The organism is Paraburkholderia ferrariae NBRC 106233 (genome assembly GCF_000685035.1).
Classification (GTDB): domain Bacteria; phylum Pseudomonadota; class Gammaproteobacteria; order Burkholderiales; family Burkholderiaceae; genus Paraburkholderia; species Paraburkholderia ferrariae.
Genome location: NZ_BAYB01000012.1, coordinates 158,439 through 174,585, shown reverse-complemented (window position 1 = coordinate 174,585; position 16,147 = coordinate 158,439). Strand labels below are relative to the sequence as shown.

Below are 16,147 nucleotides of genomic sequence, written 5' to 3'. Positions count from 1 at the left end.
TTGTCGAACACAGAGCAATTTCAGCGCGAGCCCACGGCGCGGGCCGCGGCTTCGTCGGCTTCATCCACGGCATGCGCCGCACGGCGCGCGTCGAGCGCGGCGATGCACAGCAGCGACACGCCCGCGAGGCACGTATAGAACACGGCGAGCGGCCACCACTGCCCCGCATAGCGATGCGCGAGCCAGGTGCCGACGAGCGGCGTGAGCCCGCCCGCCACGGCCCCGCAAACCTGATAGGAGAGCGAAATCGCGGAGTAGCGCACGCGCGTGGGGAATATGCCGGAAACGAAGCCCGCGATCACCGAGTAGAAGCTCGCCATGCAGACCACGGCGAGCGCAATGCCGATCACCATCGACACGACCCGGCCGCTCTCGACGAGCGCGAACATGGGGTACGGCGAGAGCATCGCGGCGAGCGCGGCGCACTTGAGGAAGCGCGCGCCGCCCATGCGCTCGGCAAGCCATGCGGCCACGGGCTGGACGAGGAACTGGATGATCGCGACGACGAAGAGGCAGTCGAGGATCGTCGAGCGCGTGATGCCCACGTACTGCGTGGTGTAGGCAATCATGAAGGTGTTGGTGAAGTACACGCCGGCAATGCCGATGGTGTTTGCGCCGATGCACAGGAGCACGAGGCCCCACGCCGAGCGGAACACTTCGGCCACGGGCAGCTTGACGGTGCGGCGCTGCTCTTTCAGTTGCTCGAACTCGGGCGACTCGTTCACGCCCAGCCGGATCACGATGCCCACCACGAGCAGCACGGCCGAAATGAGGAACGGCAGGCGCCAGCCCCACGCGAGAAATTCGGCCTTGTCGAGCGAGGTGACGGCGCGGAACGCGAGCAGCGAGAGGATCAGCCCCGCGGGCGAACCCAGTTGCGCGAACGACGCGAAGAACGTGCGCCGCCCCTCCGGCGCGTGCTCGCCGGCCATCAGCACGGCGCCGCCCCACTCGCCGCCCACGGCGATGCCCTGCACCACGCGCAGCAGCACGAGCAGCACCGGCGCGAGCAGGCCGACGCTCGCGTACGACGGCAGCAAGCCGACGCACACCGTTGCGACGCCCATCATCATGAGCGTGGTCATGAGCGCCTTCTTGCGGCCGATGCGGTCGCCGAGATGCCCGAAGATCAGGCCGCCCAGCGGTCGCGCGAAAAAGCCGACGGCAAAGGTCGCGAACGAGGCCATCGTGCTCACGAAGCGGTCCGCGGAGGGGAAATAGAGTTCGCCGAACACGAGCGCGGCGGCGGTGGCATAGATGTAAAAGTCGTACCACTCGATCATCGTGCCGATGAAGGCCGCGGCGGCGGCGCGCACGGGCTGGCGGGTGGCCGCGGGTTGGGTGGGGGTCATGTCGGTGTCTCCAGATACGCCTGCATCCTGCGCGGTACGCGCATGCAAGGTTTATCGCCGTCCACAAAACATTAGTCAAATTTCGCGTTATTATTCAGCATATAAATTTGGCTAATACCTTGAATGGGGAGCCGCCGCCATGCGTGCCGAACCGACCCGCTTTCTCAACGACCGGCTCGACTGGAACCTGCTGCGCACCTACCTCGCGATCATGCAGGAGCGCAGCCTGAGCCGCGCCGCGGCACGCCTGTACGTCACGCAGCCCGCCGTGAGCCAGGCGCTCAGGCGCCTCGAAGACGCGCTCGGCCGCAAGCTGATCGAGCGGCGCGGCGCGCAGTTCGTGCCGACCCAGGCGGGCGAAGAGGTCTACCGGATCGCAAGCGACATCTACGGCAATATCTCGCGCCTCGAAACCGAACTGGACGAACGCACGACCGACATCACCGGCTCGATACGCCTGCTCACGGTCAGCCGCATCGAATCGCGCGTGTACGACGAATTCCTCGCGGAATTTCACGTGGCCTATCCGCGCATCGACCTGCAGATCGAGGTCATGCGCTCGTCGGACATCATTTCCTCGGTACTGCAAAAGACAGCCACGGCGGGCCTGAGCCTGTGCCGCACGCCCGCGGACAAGCTCGAAATGCGGCTATTCCTGCGCCAGCGCTATGCGATTTTCTGCGGGCGCCATCACCGGCTCTTCGGCCTTTCGCAGTTGACGATGGAGGACCTGCTCGCGGAGAACTTCGTTTCGTTCACGAGCGACCAGATCGGCGACAGCCTCTCGCCGCTCACGGTGTTTCGCGACCAGCGCGGCTTTACGGGGCGCATCGTGGCGTCTTCGCCGAGCCTCGACGAGGTGCGCCGGCTCATCTACGCGGGCTACGGCATCGGCTGCCTGCCCGAGCACACGGTGCGGGACGATCTGGCGCGGCAGCGCATGTGGCGGCTGCCGCCGGAGGAAGGGCTCGCCGATGTCGATATCCACCTGCTGTGGCATCGCGAGCGCAAGATGAATGCGGCCGAACGGGCGTTCTTCGATGCGATGGAGCGCTGCATGCAGCGCTACGCCCTGGCCGAGAGATTGTAAATGCGACTGCGAATGTCACCGTGAAACGAGGAAGCTTGCGGGCGTGGCCTAAAACCCGCGCGACATCACCGCCACGCCGATCGTCACGACACCGAGCACGAGATTGACCACCACGAGCCGGCGCACGGTGCCCACGGCGCGCGCGCCGTCGGGCCAGCGCTGCGCCTGCACCGCGCGGCGAATGCGCGGAAAGAGCGCGAAGCGGATGTGGCCGTAGATCAGCATCATCAGCACGCCGAGCCCCGCCATGGCGTGCAGTTGCCAGGTGGCGTGGCCGCCGCCGAACTGCATGAGCAGGAAGCCGCCGGTGAGCAGGATCACGAGCACCGCGACCGCCACCCAGTTGAAGAAGCGGCCGAACACCGACTCCCACAGCGGCAGCCGCAGTTGCGGCGAAAGATCTTCGAGCGCCGGACGCAGACAGAAGTGCGCGAACACCATGCCGCCCACCCAGACGGCGACAGCCAGCAAATGCAGAAAGAGCGCGACTTCGATCGCGTGACCCATGCTTCAGATTCCTGTGTGTAGGTGAGAGTGCGGGAACGGTTGCGGCGCAAGATGCCCGCAAGGCGTGTGCCCGCCTGCGCGCGATTATTCCATGCGGCGTGCCGTCGTGTGCCGGATATGTGCATCCGGCCGGCGCGCCGTTGCGGCGCGCACACATTGCGGCGCGGGTTGCAGCGTGCGGACAGCATGCATTGCAGCGGGTGGCGCAAACGAAGCCCGCGCCACCCGCTCCGCCGCTTATTGCGGCAGGACCGGGCGCAGCGCCACGACCTGCTTGAGCTTCGAGTCGGGCGCGCGGCCCTTGCGCGCGCGCTTGCCGATCTGCGGCGCGAGCACCGGACCCGCCATCAGGTCTTCGCCCGGCTTGCCGCCGCGGCCCACGCCGATCAGCACGACGCCCGCCGCGCTGATGGCCAGCGCCTGCGCGAGCTTCTCGTTGTCGTCGAGCTGCATGAGCGTCACGCCGCGGCCGCCGGCCGACAGCGTCTTCATCTCGTCGAGGCCGAACACCAGCAGACGCCCGCCCGACGAAAGACACGCCACCTGGATCGCGCCCGGCAGCATGGGCATCGGCGCGAGCGGCAACGCGCCCTCGTCGATGGTCATGAAGGCCTTGCCCGCCTTCACGCGGCTCACCATGTCGCCGATCTTGGCGATGAAGCCAAAGCCGTTGCTCGAGGCCAGCAGCAGTTGCTGCTCCGCATTCGCGGCAAAGTAATGCAGCAGATGCGTGCCCGCTTCGAGTTCGATGAGCGAGGTGACCGGCACGCCGTCGCCGCGCCCGCCCGGCAGTTGCGCAACCGCGACCGAATAGACCCGGCCCTTGCTGCCCCACGCGATCAGCGTGTCGGGCGTGCGGCACAGGAAGGTGGCGTAAAGGCCGTCGCCCGCCTTGAAGGTGAAGCTCTGCGGATCGAGCCCGTGGCCCTTGAGCGCGCGTACCCAGCCCTTTTGCGAAACCACCACGGTCACGGGCTCGTCCACCACGCGCGTTTCGAAGGTCGCGCGCTTTTCCTGCTGGATCAGCGTGCGGCGGTCGTCGCCATACTGCTTCGCGTCGCCCTCGATCTCCTTCACGATGAGCCGCTTCATCGACGATTCGTTCGCGAGCAGCTCTTCGAGCTTCGCCTTCTCGTCGCGCAGTTCTCCGAGTTCCTTTTCGATCTTGATCTTCTCGAGCCGCGCCAACTGCCGCAGCCGGATTTCGAGAATGTCCTCGGCCTGGCGCCCGGACAGCCCGAACGCGCTCATGAGCGCACCCTTGGGCTCGTCCGACTCGCGGATGATGCGGATGACCTCGTCAATATTGAGGAAGACGATCATCCGCCCTTCGAGGATATGGATGCGGTCGTCGACCTTCGTCAAACGATGCTGCGTGCGGCGCGTGACCGTCGCGAAGCGGAAGCCGATCCATTCGGCGAGGATCTCGCTGATGCCCTTCTGGCGCGGACGCCCGTCGGCGCCGATCATCACGAGATTGAGCGAGGCGTTCGATTCGAGACTCGTGTTGGCGAGCAGCGAATTGACGAACTCGGCCTGGTCGATGCGGCTCGTCTTCGGTTCGAACACGAGGCGCACGGGCGCGTCCTTGCCCGACTCGTCGCGCACGGCGTCGAGCAGCGCGAGCATCGACTGCTTGTTCTGCAACTGCTCCGGCGTGAGCGTTTTCTTGCCGAGCTTGAGCTTGGGGTTCGTCAGCTCCTCGATCTCTTCGAGCACCTTCTGGCACGAAGTATTCGGCGGCAGTTCCGTAACCACGAGCTGCCACTGGCCGCGCGCGAGATCCTCGATCTTCCAGCGCGCGCGCACCTTGAGGCTTCCACGGCCCGTTTCGTAGGCCGCCGCGATTTCCGCTTCGCTGGAGATGATCTGGCCGCCGCCCGGGAAGTCCGGCCCCGGGATCTTTTCCATCAGTTCCGCGTGCGAAATCTTCGGATTGCGGATCATCGCCACGGCGGCCGCCACCACTTCGCGCAGGTTGTGCGACGGAATTTCCGTGGCGAGACCCACCGCGATACCCGAAGCGCCGTTGAGCAGCAGCATGGGCAGGCGCGCGGGCAGCGTCTTCGGCTCCTGGAAGGAACCGTCGTAGTTCGGCATGAAATCGACGGTGCCCATGTCGATTTCGTCGAGCAGCAGCTTCGCGATCGGCGTGAGGCGCGCTTCGGTGTAGCGCATCGCCGCGGCGCCATCGCCGTCGCGCGAGCCGAAGTTGCCCTGGCCGTCGATGAGCGGATAGCGCATCGAGAAGTCCTGCGCGAGCCGCACGAGCGCGTCGTACGCCGACTGGTCGCCGTGCGGGTGGTACTTGCCGAGCACGTCGCCCACCACGCGCGCCGACTTCACCGGCTTGGCGTTGTCGCCCAGCCCCATCTCGTTCATCGCGTAGAGAATGCGGCGCTGCACCGGCTTCTGGCCGTCGCAGACGTCGGGCAGCGCGCGGCCCTTCACCACGCTCACGGCGTAGTCGAGGTACGCGCGCTCCGCGTAGTGGCCGAGCGTGAGCGTGTCGCCTTCGGCGCCGCCGGTCACTTCAGCAAAGAGATCGTCCATGTTCAATCAATCCGTATTCGTGTGCAGGGAGCCGTGTTGCGCGTCAGATGTCCGCTTCGACCTCATTGCCCTTCTCTTCGAGCCACGAGCGGCGCGACGCCGCTTCGCCCTTGCCCATGAGCATCGTCATGCGCGCGACGGTGGCCTCGTAGTCGAGGTCGCCGAGCACGATGGGCGAAAGACGGCGCGTGTCGGGGTTCATGGTCGTGTCCCAGAGCTGTTCGGCGCTCATTTCGCCGAGGCCCTTGAAGCGGCTGATGCTCCACTGCGTCTCGCGCACGCCGTCCTTGCGCAGCTTGTCGAGAATCGCCTCGAGTTCGCCTTCGTCGAGCGCATAGAGCTTCTGCGCGGGCTTTTTGCCGCGCGCGGGCGCATCCACGCGAAAGAGCGGCGGACGCGCCACGCACACGTGGCCGCGCTCGATCAGCTGCGGGAAGTGCTTGAAGAAGAGCGTGAGCAGGAGCACCTGGATGTGCGAGCCGTCCACGTCCGCGTCGGACAGAATGCAGATCTTGCCGTAGCGCAGGTTGGAGAGATCGACGCTTTCGTCCGGGCTGTGCGGATCGACGCCGATCGCCACCGAAATGTCGTGCACTTCGTTGTTGGCGAAAAGACGGTCGCGCTCGGTCTCCCACGTGTTGAGCACCTTGCCGCGCAGCGGCAGGATGGCCTGGTATTCCTTGTCGCGACCCATCTTCGCCGAACCGCCGGCCGAGTCGCCCTCCACGAGGAAGAGTTCGTTGCGCGCAATGTCGGTGGATTCGCAGTCGGTGAGCTTGCCCGGCAGCACGGCCACGCCCGAGCTCTTGCGCTTCTCCACCTTCTGCCCCGCGCGCGTGCGCGCCTGGGCCTGCTTGATGACGAGATCGGCGAGCTTCTTGCCGTGCTCCACGTGCTGGTTGAGCCACAGTTCGAGCGCCGGACGCGAGAACGACGAGACGAGCTTCACGGCGTCGCGGCTGTTCAGGCGCTCCTTGATCTGCCCCTGGAACTGCGGGTCCAGCACCTTCGCGGAGAGCACGAACGAGACGCGCGCAAACACGTCTTCGGGCAGGAGCTTCACGCCCTTGGGCTGCAGATTGTGCAGCTCCACAAAGCTCTTCACCGCCTGGAAGAGACCGTCGCGCAGGCCGCTTTCGTGCGTGCCGCCCGCAGGCGTGGGAATGAGGTTCACATACGACTCGCGCGTGAGCGACCCTTCCTCGGTCCAGGCGACCACCCAGGCGGCGCCTTCGCCGTCGGCGAAGGTGTCGTCGCCCGAGCGCGTGTCGGCGTAGTGCTCGCCTTCGAAGAGCGGGATCAGGAGATCGCTGCCGCCCATGCCTTCGAGCAGATAGCCGCGCAGGCCGTCTTCGTACTTCCAGCTCTGGCGCTCGCCCGTCTTTTCGTTGACGAGCTCGACCTCGACGCCGGGCAGCAGCACCGCCTTCGAGCGCAACAGGCGCTGCAGCTCGCCGAACGGCAGATTGGGCGAATCGAAATACCTGGGATCGGGCGAAGCGGTCACGCGCGTGCCGGTTTTCTTCTCCTCGCGCGTGGCGTTGCGCACGCTAAGCGGCGTGACGACGTCGCCATTGGCGAAGCCGATCTGGGCCACCTTGCCGTCGCGCCACACGGTCACGTCGAGGCGCTTCGAAAGCGCGTTGGTGACCGAAACGCCCACGCCGTGCAGGCCGCCCGAGAACGTATAGGCGCCGCCGGCGGCCTTGTCGAACTTGCCGCCCGCGTGCAGGCGCGTGTAGACGATTTCGACGACCGGCACTTTCTCTTCGGGGTGCAGGCCGAACGGAATGCCGCGGCCGTCGTCCTCGACGGAGACGGACTGGTCCGCGTGCAGGGTGACGGTGATGCGGCGGCCGAAGCCGCCAAGGGCTTCGTCCGAGGCGTTGTCGATGACTTCCTGGACGATGTGCAGGGGATTTTCGGTGCGCGTGTACATGCCCGGCCGCTGCCGGACGGGCTCGAGGCCCTTGAGCACCTTGATCGACGCTTCGCTGTAGCCTGCGTTTGACTTCTTCGTAGACATGGTGGTCCGTCGGTTTCCCACGAGGTTATCCACAGCCGCTGTGGACATCTGCGTGGACAACACGTTGAGTTTTCAAAAAAAAGCGAAACGAAACAACGGGATGAACTGGCTTGCCCACCGCGCGGGCAGGTGCGGGGTCGGGCAGATTCGCCAGGTATTGTACTGATTTGGGGCGCTGCGGCAATTTGCTTGGGGGTCGGCCGTTCGGGGGAGGGGTGCGGCGAGGCGGGACTCGCGTAGAATGGGTCGTGCCAGGCACGGTCCGTGCCGCCGCTATGCCGTCCAGTGTGACGCCCCTCCTTGCAAGCCGTCTGGAGCTGTCATGAAACCCTCCGAAGCACTGCGCGCGCACCGCGCCGAGATCAGACAGATCGTCGAGAGTCACCACGCGACGAATGCACGCGTATTCGGCTCGTCGGCACGCGACGAGGACGATGAAAAGAGCGATCTCGACCTGCTGATCGACGCGACGCAAGAGACTTCTCTACTCGACATCGCGCGCATCCAGTTGCGGCTGGAAGCGTTGCTTGGTGTACCGGTGGACGTGCTCACACCCGAAGATCTGCCCGAAAAACTGCGCGGGCGGGTTATCGTCGAGGCGGTTCCGGTATGAAGAGAAGCGATTTGCGCACCCCCGATTACATCGAGCATATGCTCGAGGCCATCGGGCGCATTCGCGAATATACGGCACATCTTTCGCTGGAAGAATTCGAATCGACGCGCATCGCGATCGACGCCGTGGTGCGCAACCTGGAGATCATCGGCGAAGCCGCGCACAACGTCATGCTCCGCGATCCCGACTTCGTGACTGCGCACCCCGGGGTCCCGTGGCAGCCCATGTACGCCATGCGCAACCGCATCTTGCATGGTTACTTTGCAATCAATCTGAAAACCATCTGGGTCACGCTACAGCGCGATTTGCCCGAACTCGAGCGCGCACTGCTGCGCCTGAAGGCCGCATGAAAAAGCGGCCCTTGCAGGCCGCCTCCATGTCGTCCATGACGCGCATCACTTCCGCTTGCTCTCAAGCTCTTCCCAGCGCTCCAGCGCAACGAGCAACTCCTCGTCGATCTGCGCAAAACGCTCCGTGAGCCGCACGCCTTCCTGGGCGTCCTTCGCGAAGATCGAGCCCTCTTCGATCTGCGCGCCGATCGCTTTCTGCTCCGCTTCCAGCGCCTCGATCTGCGCGGGCAGCGCCTCCAGTTCGCGCTGCTCCTTGAACGACAGCTTCACGGTGCGCTGCGCGTTGCGCCCCGCCGCGCTTTCCTTGGGCGCGGCGGCAACCGGCGCGGCCGCCGCGGGCGCGCGCGCCTCGGCAATTTCCTGCGCCCGCGCGCTCTGCGTCTGCCAGTCGGTGAAGCCGCCCACGTATTCGCGCCACTGGCCATTGCCTTCGGAGGCGATCACCGAGGTCACGACGTTGTCGAGAAACGCGCGGTCGTGGCTCACCAGCAGCACGGTGCCGTCGTAATCGGCCAGCAGTTCCTCGAGCAGTTCGAGCGTGGGGATATCGAGGTCGTTGGTCGGTTCGTCGAGCACCAGCACGTTCGCGGGCCGCGCGAAGAGCCGCGCGAGCAGCAGACGGTTGCGCTCGCCGCCCGACAGCGACTTCACGGGCGAACGCGCACGCTCCGGGGAAAACAGGAAGTCGCCCAGATAGCTCATCACGTGCTTCTTCGCGCCATTGATCTCGACCCAGTCGCTGCCCGGGCTGATCGTGTCGGCGAGGCTCTTTTCGAGGTCGAGCTGGGCGCGCATCTGGTCGAAGTACGCCACCTGCAGGTTCGTGCCCACGTGCACCGTGCCCTCGTCCGGCGCCAGCTCGCCCAGGATCAGCTTGAGCAGCGTGGTCTTGCCCGCGCCGTTCGGGCCAATGAAGCCGATCTTGTCGCCGCGCATGACCGTCGTGGAAAAGCGCTCGACGATCGCGCGCCCGCCATAGCGCTTCACCACGTCCGTGAGTTCGGCCACGATCTTGCCGGACTTCTCGCCCTGCGCCACGTCGAGCCGCACGTTGCCCAGCACGTTGCGGCGCTCTTCGCGGTCGCGGCGCATCTGCACGAGCCGCGCAATGCGCCCGACGCTGCGCGTGCGCCGCGCCTCCACGCCCTTGCGGATCCACACCTCTTCCTGCGCGAGCAGCTTGTCGAACTTCTCGTTCTCCACGCGCTCCACTTCGAGCTGCTGCGCCTTGCGCTCCTGGTACTGCGAGAAGTTGCCCGGATACGAGAGCAGCCGGCCGCGGTCGAGTTCGACGATGCGCGTCGCCACGCGGTCGAGGAACGCGCGGTCGTGGGTGATGAAGAGGAGGCTCGAGCGTTGCGTCACGAGCAGGTCTTCGAGCCAGCGGATGCCGTCGAAATCGAGGTGGTTGGTCGGCTCGTCCAGCAGCAGCACGTCCGGCTGCAGCACCAGCGCGCGCGCCAGCGCCACCCGCTTTTGCATGCCGCCCGAGAGCGAGCCCACGCGTGCGTCGCCGTCGAGGCCGATCTGCGCGAGCGTGGTGGACACGCGCGTGCGCCAGTTCCAGGCGTCGGCGGCGTCGAGCGACGACTGCAGCGTGTTCATGCGCGCGAGCAGCGCGTCGTGCTCCGCGCCCTCGGGCGTGTCCGCCAGCTTGTGCGCGACGGCATCGTATTCGTCGAGCAGCGCGCGCACGCCTTCGAGGCCGGAAGCCACCGCGTCGAAGACCGAAACGTCGGCGTCGAACTCGGGCTCCTGCGGCACATAGACGGTGGAGAGACTCTGCTGGCGCGTGACGAGGCCGTCGTCGGGCTTCGCCAGTTCGGCGACGATTTTCAGAAGCGACGACTTGCCCGCGCCGTTGCGCCCGATCAGCCCGACGCGTTCGCCGGGTTCGAGCGAGAAGTCGGCATGATCGAGCAGCGCGACGTGGCCGAACGCGAGTTGCGCGCCGGTGATGGTGTAAAGCGACATGACGGGAAAACGATGCCTGCGTTGGACCTGAAGCGCGCATTGTACCGGTCCGGCGCAGCGGCGTTTTCAGGGGAGCGGCGGGAGCGGGCGCCTTCTGCCTCCTGCGCCCGACTCTGCTGCCTCTGCTGCCCCGCCGCCCGAAGCCGACGCACGGGGGCCGGCCGCGCTACTTCACATGGACTGTGATGGTCTGGCTCCACTCGGGACCGTACGAATGGTGCGCGCCGTCCGCGAACTGCGCGGTGAGCGTATGGTCGCCGGGCGGCAGCGTGATGTCCGTTTCGGTTTGGCCCTTGCCGTAGTGGATCGACTTGTCGCTCACCGGCACGACCTCGCCTTGCGGCAGCGGGCCGCTGTCGATCAGCAGATGATGGTGGCCGGTGCCCGGCGTCATGGTGCCGGCGGGGGCAACCGCCATGCCGTCGACGCCGAACTTCACGTGCACCGGATTCGTTACCGTGGCGCCGTCTTTCGGCTCGACGAAATAAACGCCCTCGGCGCGCGCGATGCCCGCTACCGCAAAGAGGGCCGTGAACGCCGCGGCGGCGAGCCATGTGCTTTTAAGCGTACTTCCGATCATCGTCGTTCTCCTCGGGATGGGGTATCCGACCGGCTCCCGCGCACGCCGTACGAGCCTGCGAGAAGAAGAGACGCAGAGGCGCGGGTGCCTTGCGCACCCAGCATACACCGGGCATGTGACAGCACGTCGCACCCGCGCCCGCGGGGGATGGCACGCCGGCTGCGGTAAGGGTGCCCGGAGGTGTCGCCGTCATTTTCCGGTAACATCGCGGGTCGCCTGCCGTCGCCAATAGGGGACGCATCACAGGCATCGGATTGAATGGAAAGGTAACGCTGTGAGTGAAGTGATCGAATACAAGAGCTGGGTCTGCCTGATCTGCGGCTGGATCTACAACGAGGAAGACGGCCTGCCCGACGAGGGCATCGCCGCGGGCACGCGTTTCGCGGACATCCCGGAAGACTGGCGCTGCCCGCTATGCGACGTGGGCAAGGCGGAATTCACTGTCGTCGAGTTCTGAATTTCCGGGCGCGGGAGCGGGGAGCGCGGCCGTCGCAGAGTGGCCAGCATGGCGGCCATTTTCGCGCCGGATCGCGTTTGCTATACTCCTCGTCCTGCATCGCGATTCGCCGCTTGCGCGAACGACGCGTACGCTTCGCGCCATGACGGGTGACACGGGAAACATGGCGAATAGCGAAGCCCGCAGGCTTCCCGTCCCGCACGCCTCCCTGTAGTTCAATGGATAGAACAAGTGCCTCCTAAGCACAATATACCGCCTTCCGCCATACGGCATTCCCATAAAAATCAATCAGTTATATCCCGTCTGATACCCCCTAATCCAGTCTAATCCCGTGCTTTCGTGTCCCAAATCTGTCCCAAAAGACCGGCAAATTTAATAAGCAATCCAAAACAACTGCGATAAGATGATCGGAAAATAGGCGTAAAAAAACCACCCCCAAGGATGGTTTCTAGATGGTCCCGCGACCAGGAATCGAACCTGGATTTGAGTCTTAGGAGGACCCCGTTCTATCCATTGAACTACCGCGAGACACATGCCGAAGCAAGCCTATTATGATAGCACCTAGCTATCGAAGGCACCACCGAACAACGAAACGCAGGATGCTCGATCCTGCCCAAACAGGCAGAGAATTCCCCGAAGAACCTTTCCGCAAGTCAAGAAATTCATCTCTACGGTGAAAATTGGCGAACCCAATCGTTCACCTACCATGCGGCAAGATCGGGGGGGGGGGCTCGGTGATATCGCCCCGTATTTCACCGGAATCCGTCGTAAGCATTCGGTAAAGATAGGATCGACATCTCGAATTCTCCGCCCGCCACTCGCGATCCAACATGGCTTCAATTGTGGCAAGTAGCCGATGCTCTGATACAAGAATTCTCAGAACATCCAGAACGCATGCAAATTGAAACTTTCCATGTTAACGCACAAGGCGATCTTGAGGTTAAGTGTGTTCTCACAACTTCAGAGTTGCACCATGCCCGCCATTGCATCATTTCATGCCCTACTGAACCCCAAGAATCTCACCAAGGCTCAATGTCTCACCGAGCTTCAGACAATGGTGGATGAATACAACCTGTTGGCTCAGGACTTTGAGCACGCTCAGAATCAAAAGAAACTGGAAGACCGGGAGAGCTTGCCCACTACCTGCTATCTGCGCGACACCTTGAAAGAATTGGCAAAAGTATCGCCAACCCCCAATCCCAATCATTTCATCCAGACCAGGGTGAAAGTCACAGCCTGCACACAGCTTCTGGCTATCGTTTATATGGATAAGATGCTTGGACTGAGAGTAAAATTCCTGCCTGCTACACAATGGGAAGACAGTGCATTGCTCGCCATTGATACCTTGTGGCAGATGTCACCCGCAGGAACCAATCATGAATTGATTGCAAAATTGCCGAACAAACCGATGCCATGGGATGAAGTCAGTTTTCTAAAAATCGTCAAAAACTACTACGACCATGTCGCACAATCTATCTGGTCTGTAGTTGAGCATGTTGAATTCAAGCATAAATTTGGAGTGATTTGAACTTCAAATACAGGTTTGCCAGGAAACAGGTTTATCGGTGTGGGTAGAAAAAGTCTTTCCACAACCTTTGCAACGGTATCGTGGCGTTTTCTGTTGAGTAATCACAAGCAAACGCAGGAACTACGCGCCCTTAGGTAACAAAACAACTATTCCCTCAATTTTTCGAATTTTCATCACCACCGAATTCGGCTTTATCCATAGCGTCAAGTTCAGCAAAAAACTCTTCAGCAGTGACATATTCGCCCCTACTGATATATTCCTGCCCGACTTCCAGAATTTTCAATAACGCTTCTGTTTGCTCCTGTCGTTCCTGTTCGTTCATCGCGACCTCCCGGTTAGTCACTACACAAGGCAAATACTACATCGCCTCGAGCCGAAAATGCCCGAACCCATGAGCCATGCGTGATCTCTTAAATCTAACCGGCTAGCACCGACCAGAACACGAGCATTTTTCACTTTCGCTGACCACTCAACCTCTTTCCCAACGGGATCGGTTTATCAAAGGTAAGCCAGACGGAGGACAATAAAAAGCCCGCCATGAAGACGGGCAATAAACCAAATCTGGTTGCGCACAACCGAGGGGGTGCTCATCTCGTGAGCAGGAGGCTACAGGTTCTCCGCCAGTTTGCCATCCTTATCCAGCGTGGTTCCCTTGGCAGTCTTGATGATGCCCACCTTCTTCAAACCGCGCCCCGTAGCCCACGCAAGCCTGAAGACAAGCCACAGCACATTGAGCGCCATGGCACCGAACACGACGAAGGACTGAAGACGAGTTCCGAGCATAAAATGCGCAAGATGACTCAACAGACCCCAACCGAGCAAATAAGCCAGAACGAACCCACCCAGATACCTCAGGACGAACATTGCCACCGCCATGACTGGAGCCATCAACGGTTTGACCACTGAAGGAGCCGCCTTCGGCACCACAGCAGGAACGGGCTTCGCCGTAACATTACGAGCGCCACCACTCACACCAGTAGCGCGAACCCGATCCGCCGTAGCAAGAGTAGGAGCACGAGGAGCGGCCCCCGCCGAATATTTCATCGGCTTCGCCACGGGTTGAACTGGCTTGTTCCAGCTTTTCGCCTGGTTCCACCGTTGTTGTGCCTGATGGTTCATCAGCTTGAAATGAACCATATGAGCGTTATCGGTGTAGTTGATGCCCGCCGCCTGTTGTTCGGCATAGCTCGCGCTGACATAGCCCGTGCCAGGGATAACCAGGTTCGGGTTCGAAGCCGAGCGTTGCATTTCGTATTCGTTGCTCATTGCCCCCTCTTCTATCGTTGTGCGCTCCCAGCATGACGCACTTTGAGTCGAATTTCAACCTGTTTTGTCTTACCTAACGCCTTGAAGCTATTGATTTATTTTTTCAATCTTCTATATTGACCTTATGACAATAACAACTAGGAGACAACAATATGACAACAACAGAACGAAAAATAGACAAGCTTAACAATGTTGGAAGCGCACTGAGTAGCCTCGATTCTCGTATCACTGCAAACACAACAGCCATCACCAACTTACAAAATAGCAGTTCCAGCACTGGAGGTTCCACTTCTACTGGTCCCGTGTCCTCAACCGATCCCAATGCCCTTCACTATGACAACGGCAACGGCACAGGTTCAGTGAGTATCAATGGAACAGGCCAGATTCATGGAGTGCAAGCAGGAACCGCGAGAACTGATGCAGCAAATGTTGGACAGGTTCAGGATGCCCAGGCAGAGGACAAGAGCTACACCGATTCCGTTGCTTCCCAGACTCTGACAAGTGCAAACAACTACACGAATCAACAAGTCTCAGGATTTCAGAATCAGTTGAACAATCAGCAAAACCAAATCAACGGTTTGCAAGGTCAGATTAACGGCCTGAAAGATGACATCAATGCAGTGGGAGCTACAGCCATGGCTACAGCAAGCTTGGTTCCATTGACCAATCAGCCAGGCAGCACTCAGTTGGCAGCAGGCATGGGTGAATATGGCGGTCAGTCAGCAATCGCAGTTGGAGCCTTCCATGTGTCAGCTTCAGGCAATGCCATCTACAACCTGAAGGTGTCAGCAGCAACCAGAGGACCTGTAGCTGTTGGTCTCGGAGCTACATGGATTATCAAATAATCCCGACATGTAGCAAGCAACAAAAAAGCCCCTGAATTTAGGGGCTTTTCTTCATTCATCGAAACGGTATCAATACCATGCTGATGGAGTGCCACCCTTCCCCTTTGCTTGTGCGGGATACAGATCATCGTGACTGAGCGCGACGAGAGGCTTCACACCTTGCACGTTGCCCCAAGCCACATCCGCATGATCGACATCAACGACGATATAGGCATAGGACTGTTGAGGCGTGACATTGGATACGCCTTGCTTCATGCGCACGTAAAACGTCACAGGCACCTGAAGGCTACCCGCTTGATCGCGAGCACCGCCGACGACATCTTCAATCTCACGAGCCTTGTCCTGCCCTACCTTCTTGACGACTTGAGCCAGACGATTATTGCCGTTACTGCCATCGGTCTCAAAGCGATATTCCCGAGCGATGTTCTGATGTCCAAAATTAAACGACACACCAGCATTGCTCACCATCTGAGTGGGCACGAGGAAATCAATCGTATAGGTTCCCGTGGCGACATCGCTCAATTTCAACGAGGCACCGTTGTCGACCGTGATAGCAATCAGCCCATCCTTGCCCCATGACAAAGCCTTCAGTTTCTCCGCATTCGCTTTGATGATGTCCTGTTGCTTGAACGCATTGTTTTCCTTCCAGAAGTCCGGCAACACAATCCGAGCAAGAGCCACCTGATCGACATTGGGCATGCTCGCGAAGTTGCGAACAAACGTCTCATCGTAGTTCTCAAAGTAGCTCTTCGGTTGAGCATTTACACCTTGTTTGCCGAATGCCAGATTGGTAGATGAGAGGACATCGCCAGAGCCAGTATTCTGTTTGAGCGCGACTTGTTGAACGGATGCTTGAGCCTGAGTATCGGTTGTCGTTGCAGGACTGTTACTGTTACTGGAGGTCTGGGCATCATCTTTATGAGAGCATGCCGACAGAGCCACAAGAGCAGTAACGGCGAGAGCCACTACCTTGAGCGTTTTCATGATGTTGTTTCCGATGTTGTTC

General features: G+C 61.5%; 15 protein-coding genes and 1 tRNA gene. 6 read left to right on the top strand and 10 right to left on the bottom strand.

Annotated elements, in window-relative coordinates; all coding sequences use genetic code 11:
- Positions 1-20: 20 nt before the first annotated feature.
- The gene (locus BFE01S_RS14655) at positions 21-1,352 is read right to left on the bottom strand and encodes an MFS transporter (RefSeq protein ID WP_028226168.1); all 1,332 of its coding nucleotides are present in this window, start codon (positions 1,350-1,352) and stop codon (positions 21-23) included.
- Between the two features lie 139 nt (positions 1,353-1,491).
- On the opposite strand from BFE01S_RS14655, the gene BFE01S_RS14650 reads away from it, so the two are divergent.
- Positions 1,492-2,442 (top strand): LysR family transcriptional regulator, encoded by a 951-nt coding sequence (locus BFE01S_RS14650; RefSeq protein ID WP_028226167.1) that lies wholly within the window; start codon positions 1,492-1,494, stop codon positions 2,440-2,442.
- 48 nt (positions 2,443-2,490) lie between these two features.
- On the opposite strand, the gene BFE01S_RS14645 is transcribed toward BFE01S_RS14650, so the two are convergent.
- The 3 genes from BFE01S_RS14645 to BFE01S_RS14635 all read right to left on the bottom strand — a co-directional run bounded on the left by BFE01S_RS14645 (position 2,491) and on the right by BFE01S_RS14635 (position 7,528).
- On the bottom strand, positions 2,491-2,949 hold the full coding sequence (locus tag BFE01S_RS14645; protein ID WP_028226166.1) for a CopD family protein: 459 nt from the start codon (positions 2,947-2,949) through the stop codon (positions 2,491-2,493).
- A gap of 237 nt (positions 2,950-3,186) precedes the next feature.
- Positions 3,187-5,502 (bottom strand): DNA topoisomerase IV subunit A, encoded by a 2,316-nt coding sequence (gene parC / locus BFE01S_RS14640; RefSeq protein WP_028226165.1) that lies wholly within the window; start codon positions 5,500-5,502, stop codon positions 3,187-3,189.
- Between the two features lie 43 nt (positions 5,503-5,545).
- Complete coding sequence (locus tag BFE01S_RS14635; protein WP_028226164.1) at positions 5,546-7,528, bottom strand: DNA topoisomerase IV subunit B; 1,983 nt, start codon at positions 7,526-7,528, stop codon at positions 5,546-5,548.
- 322 nt (positions 7,529-7,850) lie between these two features.
- On the opposite strand from BFE01S_RS14635, the gene BFE01S_RS14630 reads away from it, so the two are divergent.
- Positions 7,851-8,141 (top strand): nucleotidyltransferase family protein, encoded by a 291-nt coding sequence (locus BFE01S_RS14630; RefSeq protein WP_028226163.1) that lies wholly within the window; start codon positions 7,851-7,853, stop codon positions 8,139-8,141.
- Entirely contained in the window at positions 8,138-8,491 is a 354-nt protein-coding gene (locus tag BFE01S_RS14625; RefSeq protein ID WP_028226162.1) for a HepT-like ribonuclease domain-containing protein, read from the top strand. The genes BFE01S_RS14630 and BFE01S_RS14625 overlap by 4 nt, the downstream gene beginning before the upstream one ends.
- A gap of 45 nt (positions 8,492-8,536) precedes the next feature.
- Here BFE01S_RS14625 and abc-f read toward each other — a convergent pair whose 3' ends face one another.
- Both abc-f and BFE01S_RS14615 read right to left on the bottom strand, forming a co-directional pair.
- The gene (gene abc-f, locus BFE01S_RS14620; RefSeq protein WP_028226161.1) at positions 8,537-10,465 is read right to left on the bottom strand and encodes a ribosomal protection-like ABC-F family protein; all 1,929 of its coding nucleotides are present in this window, start codon (positions 10,463-10,465) and stop codon (positions 8,537-8,539) included.
- Between the two features lie 166 nt (positions 10,466-10,631).
- On the bottom strand, positions 10,632-11,045 hold the full coding sequence (locus BFE01S_RS14615) for a DUF4399 domain-containing protein (RefSeq protein ID WP_028226160.1): 414 nt from the start codon (positions 11,043-11,045) through the stop codon (positions 10,632-10,634).
- Positions 11,046-11,319: 274 nt separating this feature from the next.
- Here BFE01S_RS14615 and BFE01S_RS14610 point away from each other — a divergent pair, with 274 nt between their 5' ends.
- On the top strand, positions 11,320-11,502 hold the full coding sequence (locus BFE01S_RS14610) for a rubredoxin (protein WP_028226159.1): 183 nt from the start codon (positions 11,320-11,322) through the stop codon (positions 11,500-11,502).
- Positions 11,503-11,955: 453 nt separating this feature from the next.
- Here the strand turns inward: BFE01S_RS14610 and BFE01S_RS14605 are convergent.
- Positions 11,956-12,030: transfer RNA gene (locus BFE01S_RS14605), tRNA-Arg, on the bottom strand.
- A 445-nt stretch (positions 12,031-12,475) separates the two neighbouring features.
- Between BFE01S_RS14605 and BFE01S_RS14600 the strand changes: the two genes are divergently transcribed.
- Positions 12,476-13,030, top strand: a complete 555-nt coding sequence (locus BFE01S_RS14600) for a hypothetical protein (RefSeq protein ID WP_156967014.1) — start codon at positions 12,476-12,478, stop codon at positions 13,028-13,030.
- Between the two features lie 154 nt (positions 13,031-13,184).
- Here BFE01S_RS14600 and BFE01S_RS45025 read toward each other — a convergent pair whose 3' ends face one another.
- Together BFE01S_RS45025 and BFE01S_RS14590 are read right to left on the bottom strand one after the other, a co-directional pair.
- Positions 13,185-13,352, bottom strand: coding sequence for a hypothetical protein (locus tag BFE01S_RS45025; protein WP_169742631.1), 168 nt, complete (start codon positions 13,350-13,352; stop codon positions 13,185-13,187).
- 284 nt (positions 13,353-13,636) lie between these two features.
- The gene (locus BFE01S_RS14590; protein ID WP_156967013.1) at positions 13,637-14,296 is read right to left on the bottom strand and encodes a hypothetical protein; all 660 of its coding nucleotides are present in this window, start codon (positions 14,294-14,296) and stop codon (positions 13,637-13,639) included.
- A gap of 152 nt (positions 14,297-14,448) precedes the next feature.
- Between BFE01S_RS14590 and BFE01S_RS43005 the strand changes: the two genes are divergently transcribed.
- Positions 14,449-15,141, top strand: coding sequence for a YadA C-terminal domain-containing protein (locus tag BFE01S_RS43005; RefSeq protein WP_084169845.1), 693 nt, complete (start codon positions 14,449-14,451; stop codon positions 15,139-15,141).
- Between the two features lie 69 nt (positions 15,142-15,210).
- Here the strand turns inward: BFE01S_RS43005 and BFE01S_RS44285 are convergent, their stop codons facing one another.
- Positions 15,211-16,125 (bottom strand): hypothetical protein, encoded by a 915-nt coding sequence (locus BFE01S_RS44285; protein WP_156967012.1) that lies wholly within the window; start codon positions 16,123-16,125, stop codon positions 15,211-15,213.
- Positions 16,126-16,147 lie beyond the last annotated feature (22 nt).